The sequence below is a fragment of the Caulobacter segnis genome, from assembly GCF_003243465.1.
Taxonomy (GTDB): Bacteria; Pseudomonadota; Alphaproteobacteria; order Caulobacterales; family Caulobacteraceae; genus Caulobacter; species Caulobacter segnis_A.
On the sequence record NZ_QFQZ01000086.1, the window covers coordinates 1 to 18349 of the forward strand.

The 18349-nt window shown below is 67.6% G+C and carries 15 protein-coding genes; 8 read left to right on the forward strand and 7 right to left on the reverse strand.

The window, feature by feature from the left end:
* From DI526_RS19850 to mscL, 4 genes are all read left to right on the forward strand, one after another.
* Positions 1-516 (forward strand): S1 RNA-binding domain-containing protein (locus DI526_RS19850; RefSeq protein ID WP_304281595.1); only part of this gene is annotated, 516 nt, incomplete at its 5' end.
* Between the two features lie 175 nt (positions 517-691).
* The gene (locus DI526_RS19855; RefSeq protein ID WP_304281597.1) at positions 692-2605 is read left to right on the forward strand and encodes a DUF3857 domain-containing transglutaminase family protein; all 1914 of its coding nucleotides are present in this window, start codon (positions 692-694) and stop codon (positions 2603-2605) included.
* Between the two features lie 117 nt (positions 2606-2722).
* Positions 2723-3013 (forward strand): integration host factor subunit beta, encoded by a 291-nt coding sequence (locus tag DI526_RS19860; protein WP_304281599.1) that lies wholly within the window; start codon positions 2723-2725, stop codon positions 3011-3013.
* 80 nt (positions 3014-3093) lie between these two features.
* On the forward strand, positions 3094-3513 hold the full coding sequence (mscL, locus tag DI526_RS19865) for a large-conductance mechanosensitive channel protein MscL (RefSeq protein ID WP_304281601.1): 420 nt from the start codon (positions 3094-3096) through the stop codon (positions 3511-3513).
* 51 nt (positions 3514-3564) lie between these two features.
* Here the strand turns inward: mscL and DI526_RS19870 are convergent, their stop codons facing one another.
* On the reverse strand, positions 3565-6432 hold the full coding sequence (locus DI526_RS19870; protein ID WP_304281604.1) for a pitrilysin family protein: 2868 nt from the start codon (positions 6430-6432) through the stop codon (positions 3565-3567).
* Positions 6433-6618: 186 nt separating this feature from the next.
* Here DI526_RS19870 and DI526_RS19875 point away from each other — a divergent pair, with 186 nt between their 5' ends.
* Both DI526_RS19875 and DI526_RS19880 read left to right on the forward strand, forming a co-directional pair.
* Entirely contained in the window at positions 6619-7182 is a 564-nt protein-coding gene (locus DI526_RS19875; RefSeq protein WP_369692058.1) for a biliverdin-producing heme oxygenase, read from the forward strand.
* On the forward strand, positions 7151-9685 hold the full coding sequence (locus tag DI526_RS19880; RefSeq protein WP_304281609.1) for an HWE histidine kinase domain-containing protein: 2535 nt from the start codon (positions 7151-7153) through the stop codon (positions 9683-9685). The genes DI526_RS19875 and DI526_RS19880 overlap by 32 nt, the downstream gene beginning before the upstream one ends.
* Here DI526_RS19880 and DI526_RS19885 read toward each other — a convergent pair.
* The 5 genes from DI526_RS19885 to DI526_RS19905 all read right to left on the reverse strand — a co-directional run bounded on the left by DI526_RS19885 (position 9682) and on the right by DI526_RS19905 (position 15347).
* Positions 9682-10074: a DUF393 domain-containing protein gene (locus tag DI526_RS19885; protein WP_304281613.1), complete on the reverse strand. Its 393-nt coding sequence runs from the start codon at positions 10072-10074 to the stop codon at positions 9682-9684. The two genes, DI526_RS19880 and DI526_RS19885, sit on opposite strands and share 4 nt — an antisense overlap.
* Before the next feature lie 32 nt (positions 10075-10106).
* Entirely contained in the window at positions 10107-10661 is a 555-nt protein-coding gene (locus DI526_RS19890; RefSeq protein ID WP_304281614.1) for an SRPBCC family protein, read from the reverse strand.
* Between the two features lie 40 nt (positions 10662-10701).
* The gene (gene acs, locus DI526_RS19895; RefSeq protein ID WP_304281631.1) at positions 10702-12630 is read right to left on the reverse strand and encodes an acetate--CoA ligase; all 1929 of its coding nucleotides are present in this window, start codon (positions 12628-12630) and stop codon (positions 10702-10704) included.
* Positions 12631-12756: 126 nt separating this feature from the next.
* Positions 12757-14277, reverse strand: a complete 1521-nt coding sequence (gene adh, locus DI526_RS19900; protein ID WP_304281617.1) for an aldehyde dehydrogenase — start codon at positions 14275-14277, stop codon at positions 12757-12759.
* A gap of 119 nt (positions 14278-14396) precedes the next feature.
* A complete protein-coding gene (locus DI526_RS19905; protein WP_304281620.1) occupies positions 14397-15347 on the reverse strand; it encodes a GAF domain-containing protein in 951 nt (316 codons plus the stop codon).
* 139 nt (positions 15348-15486) lie between these two features.
* Between DI526_RS19905 and DI526_RS19910 the strand changes: the two genes are divergently transcribed.
* Positions 15487-16239 (forward strand): creatininase family protein, encoded by a 753-nt coding sequence (locus tag DI526_RS19910; RefSeq protein WP_304281623.1) that lies wholly within the window; start codon positions 15487-15489, stop codon positions 16237-16239.
* Here the strand turns inward: DI526_RS19910 and DI526_RS19915 are convergent.
* Positions 16236-17162: an XdhC family protein gene (locus tag DI526_RS19915; RefSeq protein WP_304281625.1), complete on the reverse strand. Its 927-nt coding sequence runs from the start codon at positions 17160-17162 to the stop codon at positions 16236-16238. The two genes, DI526_RS19910 and DI526_RS19915, sit on opposite strands and share 4 nt — an antisense overlap.
* Before the next feature lie 141 nt (positions 17163-17303).
* Here DI526_RS19915 and DI526_RS19920 point away from each other — a divergent pair, with 141 nt between their 5' ends.
* Positions 17304-18179, forward strand: coding sequence for a bifunctional regulator KidO (locus DI526_RS19920; RefSeq protein WP_304281628.1), 876 nt, complete (start codon positions 17304-17306; stop codon positions 18177-18179).
* Positions 18180-18349 lie beyond the last annotated feature (170 nt).

Genomic DNA, 18349 nt, shown 5'->3' on the forward strand with positions numbered 1-18349 from the left:
GGCATGGTGCACCTGTCGGACATCGACTGGAGCGTCCCGGGCGAAGAAGCCATGGCTCGCTACAAGAAGGGCGACGTGGTCAAGGCGAAGGTTCTCGACGTCGACGTCGAGAAGGAACGCATCTCGCTGGGCATCAAGCAGCTGGCCGGCGACCCGATGTCGGGCGATACCTACCGCAAGGGCCAGACCGTGACCGTCACGGTCACGGAAGTGACCTCGGGCGGCATCGAAGTCCGCTTCGGTGAAGACGACGCTCCGATGTCGGCCTTCATCCGCAAGTCGGACCTGTCGCGCGACCGTCAGGAGCAACGTCCGGAGCGCTTCGCCGTCGGCGATCGCATCGATGCTCAGATCACCAACGTGGACAAGGCCGCGCGCCGCGTCTCGCTGTCGATCAAGTCGCTGGAAATGGCCGAAGAGAAGGAAGCCATCGAGCAGTTCGGCTCGTCGGACTCCGGCGCTTCGCTGGGCGACATCCTGGGCGCCGCTTTGCGCGAGCGCGCCAACAAGGAATAAGCTTCTGCTCCATTGGAGCTGAAGTTGGCGGCGGCTGGAGCGGTCCAGCCGCCGTTTTCTTTTGCATGAAATCCTGCCACAACGTCCATGGGTTGAGTTGGGGGAGGCGTTCGTGCGGGTTCTCGGCGTGTGTGGCGTCCAAGGTGCGGCGCTTGTCGCGGCTACGGTCGTGGTTATGGCTGGCGCAGCGTGGGCTGATGAGAAGCCCAGCTACGGGCCGCCGGCCAAGTGGGTGCAGGTGGCCGATATTCCGCCGCCGCCCGCAGACGACCAGGCGCCGTCGACCCAGGTGCTGCTGGACGACAACCAGTCGCAGCACGACAACACCGGCTCGGTCTATTATGGCCGGCGCGTCGTCAAGATTCTGAAGAGCGAGGGGCTGCAGGGCGGTTCGCGCTCGGTCACCTGGGATCCCGTCCGCGACAAGGTCACGATCCACACCCTAGCCATCATCCGCGGCGACCAGCGGATCGATCTTCTCAAGCAAGGCCAGGATGTGCTGGTGCTGCGACGGGAGAAAAACCTCGAGCGGGCGATGCTGGACGGGCGCATGACCGCCTCGATCCAGATCAAGGACCTGCAGGTCGGCGATGTCGTCGACTGGTCCTACACCCGCGAACACAAGGAAGCGCTTCTCGGCGGCCGCACGGGCGATTTCGAGTACATGGGTTGGACCGGCGTGGCGGGTCGCTTCCGCGCCCGTCTCTTGTGGCCGGAGGGGACGCCGCTGACCTGGCGCGCAAGCCTCGGCTTCCCGCAGCCGAAGGTCGGCAAGGCGGGCAAGCTCAACGAGCTGCTCGTCGACGTCGCGACCGTCAAGGCGCCGAAGGGGCCCGTCGGCGCACCTGCTCGTTTCCAGCGCCTGGGCATGCTCGAAGCGACGACCTACACAGGCTGGGACGATATCTCCCGTCGCATGGCGCCGCTGTATGGCAAGGCCTCGGAACTGCCCGCCGACTCGTCCCTGCGGCCCGAGATCGCCGCGATCGCGGCGGCCAGCACGGACCCCAAGGTCCGCGCCTTCAAGGCGCTGCAGCTGGTCGAGGACAAGACCCGCTATCTGTTCCTCGGCATGGGCGAGGGCGGCTACAAGCCCGCTTCGGTCGAGGAGACGTGGTCGCGCCGGTTTGGCGACTGCAAGGGCAAGACGGTTCTGCTGCTAGCCATCCTGCGCGAACTGGGCGTCGAGGCCGAGCCGGTCCTGGTGTCCACGAACGGTGGCGATGGCCTGGAGGAGCGGCTGCCATCCGCCTCGCTGTTCAACCACGTTCTGGTTCGGGCGCGCATCGCCGGCAAGAGCTACTGGCTGGACGGTACGCGGACGGGGGATGTCGGCGACATCGATGGCCTGCGGCCGCCGCCGTTCCGCTGGGCCCTGCCCGTGCGCTCGCAGGGCGCTTCGCTGGAGGAGATCGTCCAGGGTCCGCTCAGCAAGCCGGACAGCGAAAGCGTCGTGCGCATCGACGCTTCGGGCGGCTTCGACAAGCCTGCGCCGATCAGCATGACGACCACGATCCGCGGGGACGCGGCGCTGGGCCTGGCGCGCGCCCTGCGGACGGCGCCGCGGGCCGATATCGAACGCGGTCTCAAGCAAAGCGCCTCAGCCAGCCTCAGCTGGGTGAACATCGAGTCGATCGATTTCGAAGTTGCTCCAAGCGGCGAGGCCAAGATCAAGATCGGCGGCACGGCCGATCTCGATTGGCGCTTGAACGACGACCTTGGCGTTCGCGAGTTCCGTATTCCGGGCTCGGGGGCGGGCAAGGCCTTGGCGTTCCCGCGACGCGAGCCTGGCCTGAATGCCGATGCGCCCTATGCAACGGTCTTCCCCGCCTATGCCACGTCCGCCACGGAAATCGTCCTGCCTAACAAGGGCGCTGGCTTCACCGTCAAGGGGGTGAACTGGACGGGGCGTCTGGCCAACCGCGAGATCATACAGACCGCCGAGTTGAAGGACGGCGTCGCGCGGTTCTCGGAGTCCAGCCGCAGCCTTGCGCGCGAACTGCCCTTCGACCAGGCCGAGGAGGCGAACAAGATCGCGCGTCGCCTCGCCGGCGAGCCTCAGATCGTCCGTGCGCCAAAGGGTTCATGAACGTGGGCAATCGCTGGGCTCGACTCGTGAATCTCACGCAACCCCTTGAAGACTCAGCCCTCGTTGGGCAAAGGTCCGCTCGCGCCTCGTTCTTGAAAGGGCGCTCCGGGGATATCGATGATCAAGTCTGAACTCATCGCCAGGCTCGCGAATGAAAATCCGCACCTGACGCAGAAGGACGTCGAGCGCGTTGTGAGCGTCATCCTGGAGCGTATGATCGGCGCCCTGGAAGACGGCGGTCGGGTCGAGCTGCGCGGCTTTGGCGCGCTATCGGTCCGCTCGCGCCCGGCCAGAACCGGCCGCAATCCGCGCACGGGCGAAGCCGTCGACGTAAGGGCCAAGCACGTGCCGTTCTTCAAGAGCGGCAAAGAGCTCCGCGCCCGCCTGAACGCCGACGGCGACGAATAGGGCTAGGGGCCGGGCTTGACCCGGCGCCGCGAACGCCTCCAGCCTCCGGTTCAATTCGGACAGGCCAGGAGGAACCGGTCATGAGCGTCGTCAAGGAATTCCGCGAATTCATCGCCCGCGGCAACGTGATCGATCTGGCCGTCGGCGTGATCATCGGCGCGGCGTTCAACGGCATCGTCAAGAGCCTGGTCGATCAGGTGATCATGCCGCCGATCGGCCTTCTGACCGGCGGGCTCGACTTTTCAAAACTTGAATGGGTGCTGCGCCCCGAGGACCCGGCGACCGACGCTGTCGAGAAGGTGGCGATCCAGTACGGCGCCTTCATCAACACCGTGATCCAGTTCTTCATCGTCGCGGTCGTGGTCTTCCTGTTGGTCAAGCTGGTCAACGAGATCCGCCGCAAGGACGCCGAGACGCCCGCACCGGCCGCGCCGCCGGCGCCGACCCCCGAAGAAAAGCTGCTGACCGAAATCCGCGACTTGCTCGCGAGGTCGAAGTAGCCTTGCGATGTGTCTGGAGCGCCGCGCCGTCGCGGCGCTCCAGACCCCTCCTCACTTGCCCAGGGTCGGGCTGTCCAGATCGAGCTTGGCCGCCGGGATCACCTTGGCGTTGGGCGCGACCTTGGTGAGGTCCTCCCCCATGGCCTTGGCGTCGCCGGCCACGATGACGCTCATCTGGGCCGGATCCAGCTGGGCTTTGGCGAAGGCCTGAACCTCGTCCGGCGTCACCGCCTCGACCTTGGCGGCATAGGCCTGGATCTCGGTCAGAGGCACACCATAGACGGCGAGATTGCCCAGGATATTGGCCAGCCCTTCGGAAGTGCCCAGGTCGCGGCCAAAGCTGCCGACTAGCACCGACTTGCGAGCGGTCAGCTCACTCGGGGTGGCCGGCTCGGCGGCCAGGCGGGTCAGCTCAGCGCGGGTCAGGGAGACGACCTCGCCCGCCGACGGGTTCTTGGTCTGGACCCGGGCTGAGAAGCCGCCGAAGCGGCCCTGCGGCGTCAGGCTGGAGCCGGCGCCGTACGAAAGACCGCGCTTGATGCGGATCTCCTGGTTCAGGCGCGACGAGAAGCCGACGCCAAGCACCGTATTGGCCACAATGCCCTGATAGTAGTTCGGGGCGGTTCGGCTGATCGCCGGCTTGGCCAGCACCACCGCGGCTTGGCCTGTGCCCGGCAGGTCGATGACGACGTTGCGCGGCTGGTAGCCGGTCGGCGCGGCGGCCGTCGCCGGCGGCGGCGTCGCCGGCTTCTTCCAGCCGCCGAACGCCTTCTCGGCGAGGGCGAAGCCAGCCTCCGGCGTCAGGTTGCCGGTCAGCACCAGCACCGCGTTGTCGGGACGCCAGTAGGCGGCGTGGGTCTTGGCGAGGTCGGTGCGCTTGATCTTCGGCAGCGACCCAGGGGTGCCGCCCGCGACGTGGCCGTAAGCCGAGCCCGCATACAGCACCGGGGCCGTCGCGAAACTGGCCAGGCTGCCAGGCCGCTGATAGGCGACCGAGAGGCTGTCGAGGGTCTCGGCGCGCACGCGGTCGAGCTCGGCGGCCGCGAAGGCGGGGTTCTGCGCCACGTCGGCCATGATAGCCATGGCGGGCGCGGCGTTGTTTTCCGTGACACTCAGGGTCAGGGAGGCGGCCTCCCAGCCCGAGCCCGCTTCCAGATTAGCGCCCAGGGCTTCCGTCTCACGCGCGACCTGGGTCGCCGAACGGGTGGCGGTGCCTTCGGTCAGCAGCTCGGCGGTCAAGCTGGAGACGCCCGCTAGGCCCTTGGGATCGGAGCTGGCCCCGCCGCGCACCGTCAGGTCGGCGGTGATCAGCGGCAGGTCGCTGGACTTTGCGACGATCACCCGCAGGCCGTTCGACAGCGTGCGTTCCGCTGGTGTCGGCATCACCGCCGGAACGGGCGCGGCGATCGGCGGCGGAGCCTGGCGCTCGCCCTCGGGCGCCAGCGTCGTGACCGGACCGTCGTACTTCACCGAGGCCACCTTCGGGATCGGCGGCGTGGCGTCCTTTTCCCCGACCGGGCGATCCTTCTCCGGCAGGTAGCGGATCACCGTACGCTTGTCGTCGGCGAGGTACTTCCGCGCCACGCGCTGGACATCCGCAGCGGTCACCGCCTGAAGCGCGGCGAGGTTGGTGTTGGCGCGCGCGGCGTCGCCCTCGGTCATCAGGGCGTAGCCGATGGCGAAGCCGCGTCCGTCGATCTCCTCGCGCTTGCGCACCGCGTCAGCCAGCAGGCCGGCCTTCGCCTCGGAGAGTTCGGCGGGCGTGACCAGGCCGTCGCGCAGGCGCGAGACTTGGGCGCGCAGGGCGGTCTCGCCCTGCTGGACCGTCTTGCCGCCGGCCATGATGGCCCCGACCGAGATAAGTCCTGGCTGGGCGTTGTTGGGCGCGCTGGAGAACACCGATTGGGCGATCTTCTGCTCGTAGACGAGGCTGTCATAGAGGCGCGAGGACTTGCCGGCCGACAGGATGGCGTCCAGCACCGTTAGGGCCGGCGCGTCCTTATCGGCGGCCGCGGGGGCGAGCCAGGTGATGGCCAGGGCCGGCAGCGGCACGTTCGGGCCGTAGGTGTTCACGGTCTTGGGCCCGGTGCGGGCCGGCTCGATGACCGAGATCTTCGGAATGTCGCCCGCCGGCTTGGCGATGCCGGCGAAGTACTGGTCGATCATCGCGTCCAGCTTGGCCTGGTCGAAATTGCCGACGACGATCAGGGCGGCGTTATCGGGCCGGTAGTAGGTCTGGTGGAAGGCGCGGACGTCATCGACCGTGGCTGCGTCCAGCTCCTCGATCGATCCGATGCCCGGGCGCTGGTACGGGTGGGTCGTGAACGACTGCTGCGGGATAGAAAGGGCGAAGAAGCGCCCGTAGGGGTCAGCCAACACGCGCTGGCGCAGCTCTTCCTTCACCACGTCGCGCTCGGAGGCGAAAACGCTCTCGTCGATCACCAGCGACTTCAGGCGGTCTGCCTCAGCCCACAGCAGGCGCTCGAGGTGATTGGCCGGCGCGACTTCGTAATAGTTGGTGAAGTCGTCCCAAGTGGAGGCGTTGTTGAAGCCGCCGACATCCTCGGTCAGGCGGTCCAGCGTCTCGCTGGGCATGTTGCGCGTGGCCTTGAACATCAGGTGTTCGAAAAGGTGCGCGAAGCCCGAACGGCCGCGCGGATCGTCCTTGGAGCCCACGCCGTACCACACCTGCACCGAGACATTGGGCGTCGTGGCGTCGCGCGAGGTGAAGACCTTCATGCCGTTGGGCAAAACGCGCTGCTGGTAGACGATTGGCGGGGCCTTGATCGCGGCCGCGCTCTTGGCGGCGACGGATGCGGCTCTTGGCTTCGCGGGCGTGGTCGCCGCCTGCGCCAGCGGGGAAAGCGCCGTGGTTGAGAGAGCGGTCGCCACGAGAGCGAGCTTGGCGGTGCGGATCATGCGCGAGGAACTCCTGGACAGTTAAGGCGGACCCTAGCATCGTCGTTTTCGAGATAAACCTTACCGAGCTGTCATCTGTCCGGAACCGGACGGCCGGTGGGTCGTTAGAATCGGTTATCTCCGTCTCCCGCTCGTGGGGGGCGGACGCCGGGGGTCTGATTGCCTGACACTTTGCTACGCGACCGCTTGCGCGCTGCGACGGCCGGCGACCATCAGGCCTTGGACCAGACCGCCGCGGCCTTGGATTTCGACAGCGCTTCTGGCTACGGCCGCTTTCTCTCGGCCTCGGCCGGCGCTCTGACTTCGTTGGAACTGGCGCTGGAGCGTGATGGCGTGGAGACCTGGCTGGCGGACTGGCCCCGCCGTAGCCGGCGCGCCGTTCTCCACGACGACCTCGCCGCGATGAACCTTCCCATCCCGACCTTGGAGGCTCAGCCCGCGTTCTCCCAGGCGTTCGCGGTCGGAGTCCTCTACGTCCTCGAGGGCTCAAGGCTGGGCGCGAGGTTCATCGCGCGCCGGGTTCGCAGCTCCGGTCCCACGCTGCCGACCGGCTACCTGACTCATGGCGAGGAGTTCAATCTCTGGCGATCCTTCTTGGAATGGCTGGAGTCGCAGCGGAAAGTCGGCTTTCGGACAGACGAGGCCGTCGCCGGTGCGCGATATGGTTTCCGGTGTTTCGCGGCCGCGTTCCAGACCGTCGCGTCGCCTGGAGTTTCGAATGTCCGAGCCGGCGTCGATGCCCGGATTTGAAGTCGACCTGACCAATTGCGATCGCGAGCCGATCCATATCCTGGGCTCAGTGCAGCCCTTCGGGTTTCTGCTCGCCGTCGACACGGACTGGCTGATCGTTCACGCCTCGACCACGACGCTGCGGTATCTGGGGACCTCGCCGGAGGACCTGATTGGCAAGCCCCTGGCCCAGGTCCTGAGCGGCCACGCCATCCACGCAGTCCGCGGTCGTCTGCAGATCATGCGCGGCGCCGATGCGGTCGAGCGGATCTTCGGCCTGCCGCTGTCGGACGGCGGCGAGGACTTCGACCTCGCCCTGCACTATTCCGGACGCATGCTGATCATCGAGGGGGAGCCTAGCCAGGCCGACGCGCTGATCGAAGCGGCCTCGGCGGTGCGTTCGATGACCGCGCGGATCGCCGCCCGCCCCACCTTCGAGGAGTTCTGTCACGAGGCCGCGCGTCAGGTGCGCGCCCTAACCGAGTTCGACCGCGTCATGGTGTACCGCTTCAGCCAGGACGGCGCCGGCGAGGTGATCGCCGAGTCCGTGCGGCCGGGGATCGGCTCCTTCCTGGGCCAGCGGTACCCGGCGTCGGACATTCCGGTCCAGGCGCGCACGCTTTACGAACGGAACTGGCTGCGGATCATCGCCGACATCGACGCCCAGGTTTCCCCGATCGTGCCGCCGGTCAGCGTCACCGGCGAGCCCGTCGACCTGTCGATGAGCATGCTGCGCGCGGTCTCGCCCATTCACATCGAGTATTTGCGCAACATGGGCGTGGGCGCCTCGCTGTCGATATCCATCCTGCGAGACGGCAAGCTGTGGGGGCTGTTCGCCTGCCACCACTACGGCCCCAAGCACATCAGCTATGAGCGTCGCACGGCCGCGGAACTATTCGGGCAGTTGTTTTCCCTGACGCTGGAGAGCCGGGAGCGGGAAATCGAGACGCGCCGTCAGGCCGAAGCCCGCGCCCTCCACGATCGCATGATGGCGAGCGTCGTCGGCGCGCCGCAGGGCGCAGACACGCTGAGCCCCTATTTGGACGACCTGTGCCGGCTGGTCCATTGCGACGGCCTGGCGCTCTGGCTGGAGGGGCGGCTGACCCTGCGCGACTCCACGCCGGACGCCAGCAATGTCCATGCGCTGATCCGGCTGCTGCGCGAGAAGAACACCCACTCGGTATTCGCCACAAACGAGATCGCCGCGCTGCTGCCGTCGGCGGCTTCCTGGGCGGGCAAGGCGGCGGGCATGATGGCGGTTCCGCTTTCGCGCGCCCCGCGTGACTATCTGATTTTCTTTCGCAAGGAGCAGGCCCAGACCGTGGTCTGGGCCGGCAAGCCCGCCAAGCTGGTTCAAGTCGGGCCGCTCGGCGAGCGCCTGACCCCCCGCAAGAGCTTCGAGGCCTGGGAAGAGACCGTCCGGGGGCAGAGCCGTCCCTGGACCCAGGTCGAGCGTTTCCTGGCCGAAAGCATGCGGGTCAGCCTCCTGGAAATCGTCTTCCGGCTGACCGATCTCGCGGACGAGGAGCGCCAGCGCGCGAACCAGCGGCAGGAACTGCTGATCGCCGAGCTCAATCACCGGGTTCGCAACATCCTGGGCTTGATCCGAGGCCTGATCAGCCAGAGCCGCGCGGGCGTTTCGACGGTCGAGCAGTTCGCGGAAGTGGTCGGAGGGCGCGTCCAGGCCCTGGCGCGGGCGCATGACCAGATCACGCGGCACCAGTGGGGTCCTGGCGCGCTGAGCGACCTGATCACCGCCGAAGCCGAGGCCTATCTGAGCAACAGGGCCGATCGCGTAAGGCTTACGGGCGCGCCGACCGCCCTGGCGCCCGACGCCTTCTCGCTGCTGTCGCTCGTCATCCATGAGTTGATGACGAACTCGGCGAAGTATGGCGCCCTGTGCGACCAGCGCGGGCACGTGAAGGTCGACTGGACGCGCGACGCGCGGGGCGACTTGGTCATCGAGTGGCGCGAACGCGACGGGCCGCCGGTCAAGCCGCCGACTCGGCGAGGCTTCGGCTCGACCATCATCGAGCACTCCATCCCGCACGACCTGGACGGCGAGGTCACCCTGGACTACCGGCCCGAAGGCTTCCAGGCGCGGATCCGGATCCCCGCGCGCTACGTGACGACGGAGGGCGTGGCGGCGACCGCCGCCAGGGCCAGGCGCGCCGATACGCCTGTTCGGGTGCCGGAGCGGATGATGGTGCTGGAGGACAACATGATCATCGCGCTGGACCTGGAGGACATGCTGCTCCGCCTGGGTGTCAAGCAGGTGACGGTCGCCTCGAGCGTCGGCCAAGCCCTGGACGTCCTGGCCGAAAGCTTGCCGCCCTTCGCGATCCTCGACGTCAATCTTGGGGCGGAGACGAGTTTTCCGGTGGCTGAGGCGCTGCAGCAGGCCGGCGTGCCTTTCGCGTTCGGAACGGGTTTCGGCGACAGCGGGGCCTTCCCCGACCGCTTCCGGGACACGCCGGTGCTGCAAAAGCCCTACAGCGCAGAGAGCGTCGCGGCCCTGTTCTAGGGCTCGTCGACCAGGAACCTTGCTCTCTGGCTTTGGGAGGGAACGACGCAATGTTTGCGGCGCCCGAACAGGCGATAGCGACGACGCGCAACCCAGTCATAAGCTGCATCGGTCAGGCGTCTGGGCAGGCGGTCGATGACGGCCAGCCAACGCCAGGGCCGGGGCATGCGCCGCAGGATCGCAGCGAACGCCGCGGTCTTGGTCAGCGCCCGGCCCTGGTCGATGAAAATAAGGCTATCGGGCGAGTGGGGGTCAATGCCAAGGCTCCCGGCCAGCCGCTGGCCATAGGGCGTCTGCAAAGGGACGAACCGGACCACGCCCCGCCGGTCGATCGCCATCACGGTCCGCACCGCGCCGTTGCAGAGGTTGCAAACCCCGTCGAACAGCATCAGGCCCTCCGGCGCGTGAGGCGGGTTAGTCGTCACGGCCGCTCACACTCGCGGCGCAGCGCCCGGAGGGCGGCCGGCGCGTCCCGTCGCATCATGGGGCCCACCAGATCGATGGGCAGACCAAACGGCGGGCTGGCCCAGAAGTCATAGTCCACCTGTGTGCGCCGGCCGCCGTCGATCGGCGTCAACCGCCACGCCCCCTCGCAGGCGCGGATATCGCCCTGGACGCACGTGAAGCGGATCATGCGGTTTGGTTCGAGCGTCACGCGCGAGGTCGAGCGCACGGGCGGCAGGAAGACGCTGAAGCGGACGACGTGCTCGCGGATCTGGCCCAGCGGGTCGGTGGACAGCACCTTGCATCTGCGCACGCCGGGCATGATCCGTGCGGCGCGATCGCAGTCGAGCAAGGTCTTGTAGACGGTCTCGGGGGACGCGGCGATCTCGGTTCGCGCCCGGACGACCCCATGCCCCTGGTCGTCGAGCCGCATGGAAACCGCGACCGTGTCGTCTCGCTCGCTGTTCTCGGCGCCCACGGCCGACGTGGCCAGGCCGAGACAGAAGCTGCAGGCAAGAGCGATTGGGCGCATCACGCCAAAGCTAACGCTTCGGCGTGATTTTCGTCAGGCCTCACGCGCCGGCGCGATTTTGTACGAGGTCGTCCACCACCGAGGGGTCGGCCAGGGTCGAGGTGTCCCCCAGGCTTTCCAATTCGTTCTCGGCGATCTTGCGCAGGATGCGGCGCATGATCTTGCCCGAGCGGGTCTTCGGCAGGCCCGGCGCCCACTGGATGACGTCGGGCGTGGCGATCGGGCCGATCTCGCGACGGACCCAGTCGGTCAGCTCCTTGCGCAGCGCGTCGCTCGGCGTCACGCCTGCGTTCAGGGTCACGTAGCAATAGATGCCCTGGCCCTTGATGTTGTGCGGATAGCCGACGACGGCGGCCTCGGCGACACGCGGGTGGGCGACGAGGGCGCTTTCGACCTCGGCGGTGCCCAGGCGGTGGCCGGAGACGTTGAGCACGTCGTCCACGCGGCCCGTGATCCAGTAGTAGCCGTCGGCGTCGCGGCGGCAGCCGTCGCCGGTGAAGTACTTTCCAGGATAGGTCGAGAAGTAGGTCTCGAAGAAGCGGCGGTGGTCGCCATAGACGGTCCGCATCTGGCCCGGCCAGCTGTCGGTGATCACCAGGTTGCCCTCGGTCGGGCCCTCCAGGACCACGCCCTCGGCGTCGACCAGCTCGGGTTTCACGCCGGGCATAGGGCCACAGGCCGAGCCGGGCTTCAGCGCGTCGGCGCCGGGGAGCGGGGTCATCAGGGTCCCGCCGGTTTCAGTCTGCCACCAGGTGTCGACGATCGGGCAGCGGCTCTCGCCCACCACACGGTGGTACCAGAGCCAAGCCTCTGGGTTGATCGGCTCGCCGACGCTGCCCAGCAGCCGCAGCGAGGCGCGCGACGTGCGCTCGACCGGCGCCTCGCCCTCGCGCATCAGGGCGCGCAGGGCCGTCGGGGCCGTGTAGAAGATCTCGACCTTGTGCTTGTCGATCACCTGCCAGAAGCGGCTGTTGCAGGGATAGTTCGGCACGCCCTCGAACATCACGCTGGTCGCGCCGTTCGCCAGGGGGCCATAGACGATGTAGGTGTGGCCTGTGACCCAGCCCACGTCGGCCGTACACCAGTAGATCTCGCCGGGCCGGTAGTCGAACACCACCTCGTGTGTCCAGCTGGCCCAGACCAGATAGCCGCCGGTGGTGTGCAGCACGCCCTTGGGCTTCCCCGTCGAGCCCGAGGTGTAGAGGATGAACAGCGGGTCCTCGGCGTTCATCGGCTCGGGCGCGCAGTGGATCGAGGCCTTGGCGGCGGCGTGTTCGTAGATGATGTCGCGGCCGGCGGTCAGCGGCACGCTGGCGCCGGTGCGGGTGACAACCAGCACCTTTTCCACCCCGGGACAATGCGCCAGGGCCGTGTCGACATTGGTCTTCAGCGGAATACGCTTCCCGCCGCGCACCCCTTCGTCGGCCGTGATGACCAGCTTGGAGTCGCAGTCATTGATGCGGCCGGCCAGGCTGTCGGGCGAGAAGCCCGCGAACACCACCGAGTGCACCGCGCCGATTCGGGCGCAGGCCAGCATGGCGTAGGCGGCCTCCGGGATCATCGGCAGGTAGATGGTGACCCGGTCGCCCTTGGTGACGCCCTGGGCCTTGAACACGTTGGCCATGCGGCAAACCTGTTCGTGCAGTTCGGCATACGTGATCTTGCGTGAGGCCGCCGGATCGTCGCCTTCCCAGATCAGCGCCACGTCGTTGGCGCGGTGGCGCAGGTGTCGGTCTATGCAGTTGGCCGAGACATTGAGGACGCCGTCCTCATACCACCGGATCCGGAAGTCCTCCTCATGGAAGGAGACGTCCTTGATCTTGCTGGGCGGCGTGATCCAGTCGAGGCGGCTGGCCATATCCTTCCAGTAGCCGTGCGGATCCTCGTCGGCGCGCCGCCGGGCGGCCGCCAGGGCGTCTGCGTTCAGATGGGCGCGCTCGCCCCAGGCCTTCGGAACCGGAAACAGCATGCTGTCGCTCACCCACCGCACTCCCTAATATTATTGCCGCCGGAATAGGCGAAGCCAAGCGCCGGGCGCAAGAAGACCATTACGGTTTCTCGCGCCCGGGCGGGCCGCCCGGAAAATGAAGTTGGATCAGAAGAAGCCGAGGGCCTTTGCGCTGTAGCTGACGAGCAGATTCTTGGTCTGCTGGTAGTGATCCAGCATCATCTTGTGGGTCTCGCGGCCCACGCCTGACTGCTTGTAGCCGCCGAAAGCCGCGTGGGCCGGATAGGCGTGATAGCAGTTGGTCCACACCCGGCCCGCCTCGATGCCGCGGCCGAAGCGGTAGCAGCGGTTGGCGTCGCGGCTCCAAACACCCGCTCCCAGGCCGAAGGCTGTGTCGTTGGCGATCGCCAGCGCCTCTTCCTCGGTCTTGAAGGTCGTGACGGCCAGCACGGGGCCGAAGATCTCCTCCTGGAAGATCCGCATCTTGTTGTGGCCCTCGAAAACCGTCGGCTCGACGTAGTAGCCGTCCGCCAGCTGGCCCGGCAGCACCTTGCGGTGGCCACCGGCCAACAGCTTGGCGCCTTCCTGGCGACCGATGTCCATGTAGCCGAGGATCTTGTTCAGCTGCTCCTCGGACGCTTGGGCGCCAATCATCGTGGCGGGATCCAGCGGGCTGCCCTGGACTACCGCGTTCACGCGCTTGAGGGCGCGCTCCATGAACCGGTCGTAGATCGACTCCTGCACGAGCGCGCGGCTCGGGCAGGTGCAGACCTCGCCCTGGTTCAGGGCGAACATGGTGAAACCTTCGAGCGCCTTGTCGAAATAGTCGTCGTCCTCGCGGGCCACGTCGTCGAAGAAGATGTTCGGCGACTTGCCGCCCAGCTCCAGGGTCACCGGGATCAGGTTCTGGCTGGCGTACTGCATGATCAGCCGGCCGGTGGAGGTCTCGCCGGTGAAGGCGATCTTGGAGATGCGCGGGCTGGAGGCCAGGGGCTTGCCGGCCTCCAGGCCGAAGCCGTTGACGATGTTGAGCACGCCAGCCGGCAGCAGGTCGCCGATCAGCTCGGCCCAGACCATGATCGACGCGGGGGTCTGCTCCGCCGGCTTCAGCACCACGCAGTTGCCGGCCGCCAGGGCTGGCGCGAGTTTCCAGCAGGCCATCAGCAGGGGGAAGTTCCAGGGGATGATCTGACCCACCACGCCGAGCGGCTCATGAAAGTGGTAGGCGATGGTGTCGTGGTCGATCTCGGAGATCGAGCCTTCCTGGCTGCGCAGGCAACCGGCGAAATAGCGGAAGTGGTCGATGGCCAGCGGAATGTCGGCGGCCAGGGTTTCGCGGATCGGCTTGCCATTATCCCAGGTCTCGGCCGTGGCCAGGACCTCGAGGTTCTCCTCCATGCGATCGGCGATGCGCAGCAGGATCCGAGCGCGGTCGGCTGGGCTGGTCTTGCCCCAGGAGGCCTTGGCCGCGTGAGCCGCGTCGAGGGCGCGTTCAACGTCGACGGCTTGAGAGCGGGCGATCTCGCAGATCTTCCGGCCGTGGATCGGCGAGCCATTGTCGAAATAGCGGCCGTCGGCCGGGGCGACCCACTGGCCGCCGATGAAGTTGTCGTAGCGGCCCTTGAACGGCGGACGCGACAGCGACTCGATGAATTCGGGTTTGGTCATGGTTTCCTCCGTGCCGCCTTTTCGGCGGGCTCTGGAGGGAAGTTTGCGACCAGGCTCCGGGCTTAGCGAAGTCGCGTCGAAGCGCCACCGCCATGGGGTGTCTCAGATCTGAGACAGGTTCATTGGAATTCCCGCCCCCGCTCCAGCCCGAGGCGCTTGAGCTTGCGGTTCAGGGTGGCTCGCGACAGGCCCAGCAGGCCAGCCGCCGCCGAGACATTGCCCCCCGCCTGGCTCAGGGCTCGACGGATGGCGGCGCGCTCGGCCTCGTCGAGGTCGGCGGAGCGATCGGGTGAGGCCAGGCCGCGCCGAAGGCTCTCATCCGTCAGTCTCAGCGCCGTCCGCGCGGCGCGCGTGGCCCCAATCACCAGATCATCGCCATCGACCGCCAGCATGGGAACCGAGGCGCGCTCGCCCCCCGTCTCGGCCAGCAAGACGATGCGGGCGGTCGGGAAGGCCTCGCGGAACGCGCGGGCCTCGATGCGCCGCGCCGCGTCGGTGACGATGCGTTCCACCATGCCCGTCAGGTTGTCGAGACCGGGACGACAGGACGAGACGTCCAACGCTCCCGCCAAGCGCCCGTGGGGATCGAACAGAGGGGCGACCGTGCAGGACAGGCCAATGTTTCGGGTGTGGAAGTGCTGGTCGCGATGCACGGTCAGCACGCGCTGCTCGGCCAGGCATGTGCCGATGCCGTTGGTGCCTTCGCGGGCCTCGCTCCACACCGCGCCCTGCCAGAGCCCCCAGCGTCGAAAGACGGGGTCGTCGCCCTCCGCGCCGCGCCGATCCACCGGCACGCCCTCGGCGTCGGTCAGCAACACGCAGCAGCCGGCGTCGCCGACGGCTTGAAACAGCGCATCGAGGTTGTCCTGCGCCGCCGCCAGGAAGGATCCCATCCGCTCCTGGGCGACGCGGAGCTCAAGGCCGGAAAGGGTCTCGGGCGGCTTGCGGTTTTCCGGGTCGAGATGATGCTGGGTCAGGCACCGTCGCCATGACGCCGCGATCGGCGACAGAGCCGGCGCGGCGCCGTCACCGAGCACCGACAGGACCCTCTTGGCATGGCCGTCGGCCATAGCGCTTCCTCCGCGGACGAGTGTCCCCTCATCCCGCCGCAAGCATGGCGCTTGGTTCGCTCACGACGCAATACGGGATTTTACGTGTCCCGACCCCGTTTTGGGCTTAAACGAGCCGGACGCTTCTCAGGAGTTTCCCATGCTGCTTGCGCTGTCCACCTGGGCCGAGATCGAGACCTATCTGCAGACCAGCCAGACGGTGGTGGTGCCAATCGGTTCGAATGAGCAGCATGGCCCGACAGGCCTCCTCGGCACGGATTGGCTGTGCCCCGAGATCATCGCCCACGAAGCGCACAAGCGGACGGATAAGGTTCTTGTGGCGCCGACCTTCAATATCGGCATGGCGCAGCATCACCTGGCGTTTCCGGGCACCATCTTCCTGCGCCCCTCGACCTTCATCGCCGCGATCGGCGACTGGGTCCGCTCGCTGGGCGCGCACGGCTTCACGCGCATCTATTTCCTGAACGGCCACGGCGGCAATGTCGCCTCGATCGAAGCCGCCTTCTCCGAGATCTACGCCGAGTACAGCTTCCGCAAGGCGCGGGCGCCGTTCGCGTTGAAGCTGAAGAACTGGTGGGACCTGGCGGGCGTCAACGCCCTGGCCAACAGCCAGTTTCCGACGGGCCATGGCAGCCATGCGACGCCGTCCGAGATCGCCGTGACCCAGTGGGCCTATCCCGAGACGATCAAGACGGCGGCTTACGAGCCCAGGATCGCCCCGACCGGCCCGATCCGCGAGGCGCTGGATTTCCGTGCGCGCTACGCCGACGGGCGCATGGGCTCGGATCCTGCTCAGGCGACGCCCGAAAAGGGCGGCGCGCTGGTTGACCTCGCCGCGCGGTCGTTGATCGAAGACCTGAACGCCTTCTCGGCCGAATCCACGCCGGCCTAGGTTTCGAGGCGATGAGACGCCGCGGCCGGCGGGCGGCTGGCGATCACCTCGCCGATCACCGCCACCGCCACTTCGAACGGGGCCTTGCCCCCGAGATCCAGGCCGATCGGCGCGCGTAGCTTGGCGAGGTCGCGCGTTGAAATCCCGTCCGATCGCAGACGGGCGAGGCGTTCGGGCAGGCGCCGCCGGGCGCCGAGGAGCCCAACATAAGGCGCGTCCGAAGGCAGGGCGGCCAGCAAGGCGGCATGGTCCTGCTCGGGCTCGTGACCGCAGACCGCCACCGCTGTCCATGCGTCCAAGCCAATGTCGGCTAGTGCGGCCTCGACGCCGTCGCGACGATAGCGCACGCCGGGCAAGGGCGGCGGCGACGACGGGCCCTTCGGCCGCAGCATTGTGGTCTCGAAGCCCGATTGCGCGCCCAGGCTCGCGACGGCCAAGGCGGTGGGATCGCCGCCGACGACAATCAGGCGCGGCGTCGGCTCGTAGAGGCGCTGGAAGGCGCCGCTCCAAAGCGCGTGACGTTCCTCGGCGCACGCTCGTCGCGCGCCGTCGCTAGCCCAGAACGCAGGCCTTCTCCGGCGGGCGAGATCGAGCAGCGTCGTGGCGGCCGCGTCATCGGTCGTGATCCGTTCGACCAGGACCTCGACCCGTGCGCCACACAGCAGGCGGATATCGGGCCACGGGCTGCCTTCGCCATAGACCAGACGTCGCGGATGTCCATCGGCAAGGACCGCCTGGGCATGCCCCTCGACATCGGCCTCGATGCAGCCGCCAGACAGGAAGCCGGAGAGGATATCCACGCCGAACACCATCTGCGTGCCGACCGGGCGAGGACCGCCGCCGCCTAACGAAACGATGGTCGCGAGCGCCGCCGGACCCCGTGAGAGGGCATCGGACAAAGCCGGCCGCACGTCGTCGGCCATGCCATGCATCGGCCAAGCCGCGTTATAACGATGGTTCATCATTGGGACCAACTTTAACCCCTCGGCAAGGTTCCAGAAACCTCGTGTTCAAACCTTAGGGCGTAGCGTTGGCTTTGATTGATGATTTCGCGCACGGATGGCATGTCCATTTCGGTTTCAAAACTGGGTCTCGCGGCCGCGCAATTCGGCCTGGACGGCAGCGGGTCGGCGCCGCGCGGCCGCTCGCCCGAGGCCGAGGCTCGCGAAATCCTGAACATCGCCGCCCGCGCGCGCCTGTCGGTGCTGGACGCCTCCGGCCTGTTCGGCCGCGCCGAAGCCACGCTTGGCGAGCTCCTGCCGCGTCCGACGCCATTCCGTGTCACCCTCGCCGCGACGCGCGCGGATAGGGGCCCTGACCATGTCGAGGCCGAGGCCCGTGCGTCGCTGCGACGCCTGGGCGTCGAGCGGGCGGACGCCATCATCGTCCATTCGCCTTCCGAGCTGTTCGGCGCGCATGGCCCGGCGCTGTGGGAGCGTCTTCTGCGGCTGAAGGACCAGGGCCTGTTCGCCAAGGTCGGCGTCGCCGCTCACGCCTCCGACGACCCGGTCGGCGTCGCCAAACGGTTCAAGCCCGACATTCTGCAGGCCCCCGCCAGCCTGCTCGACCAGCGCCTGCTCGCCGACGGCTCTCTTCAGCGGATCGCGGGCATGGGCGTCGAGGTTCATCTTCGCTCGATCTTCCTCAACGGCCTGCTGTTCCTGCCGCCGGATCGCGTGCCGGCCCAGCTGAAGGGCGCTTCGGGCCGGCTGTCGCGCGTGCGCCGCATGATCGCCGAAGGGCGCTCGGATCCGCTCCAGGCCGCCCTGGGTTTCGCCCTGTCGCGGCCGGAAGGTTCCGCCGTTCTCGTCGGGGTCAATTCGGCCGCCGAGCTGTCTGCGGTGGTGGCCGCCGCGTCGAGCCCGCCGCCGGACCTCGACTGGGACGAGATGGCGATCGACGATCCGGTCGCGCTCGACCCGCGACGTTGGGTCGCCTGAGTCCTGTGGCCTCGGCGCGCCCCACCTCTGGCGCGCCCCTAGAATCACGTTCGAGAATGATGCGGTCGGTGGGCGTGCTCATGCGCCCAATCGGAGGACCAACAGCTATTAACCCTAAGACTCACTCCGATCTTAAGACTTAAGGCCTAGCTTGATCCCAACTGAGGGAG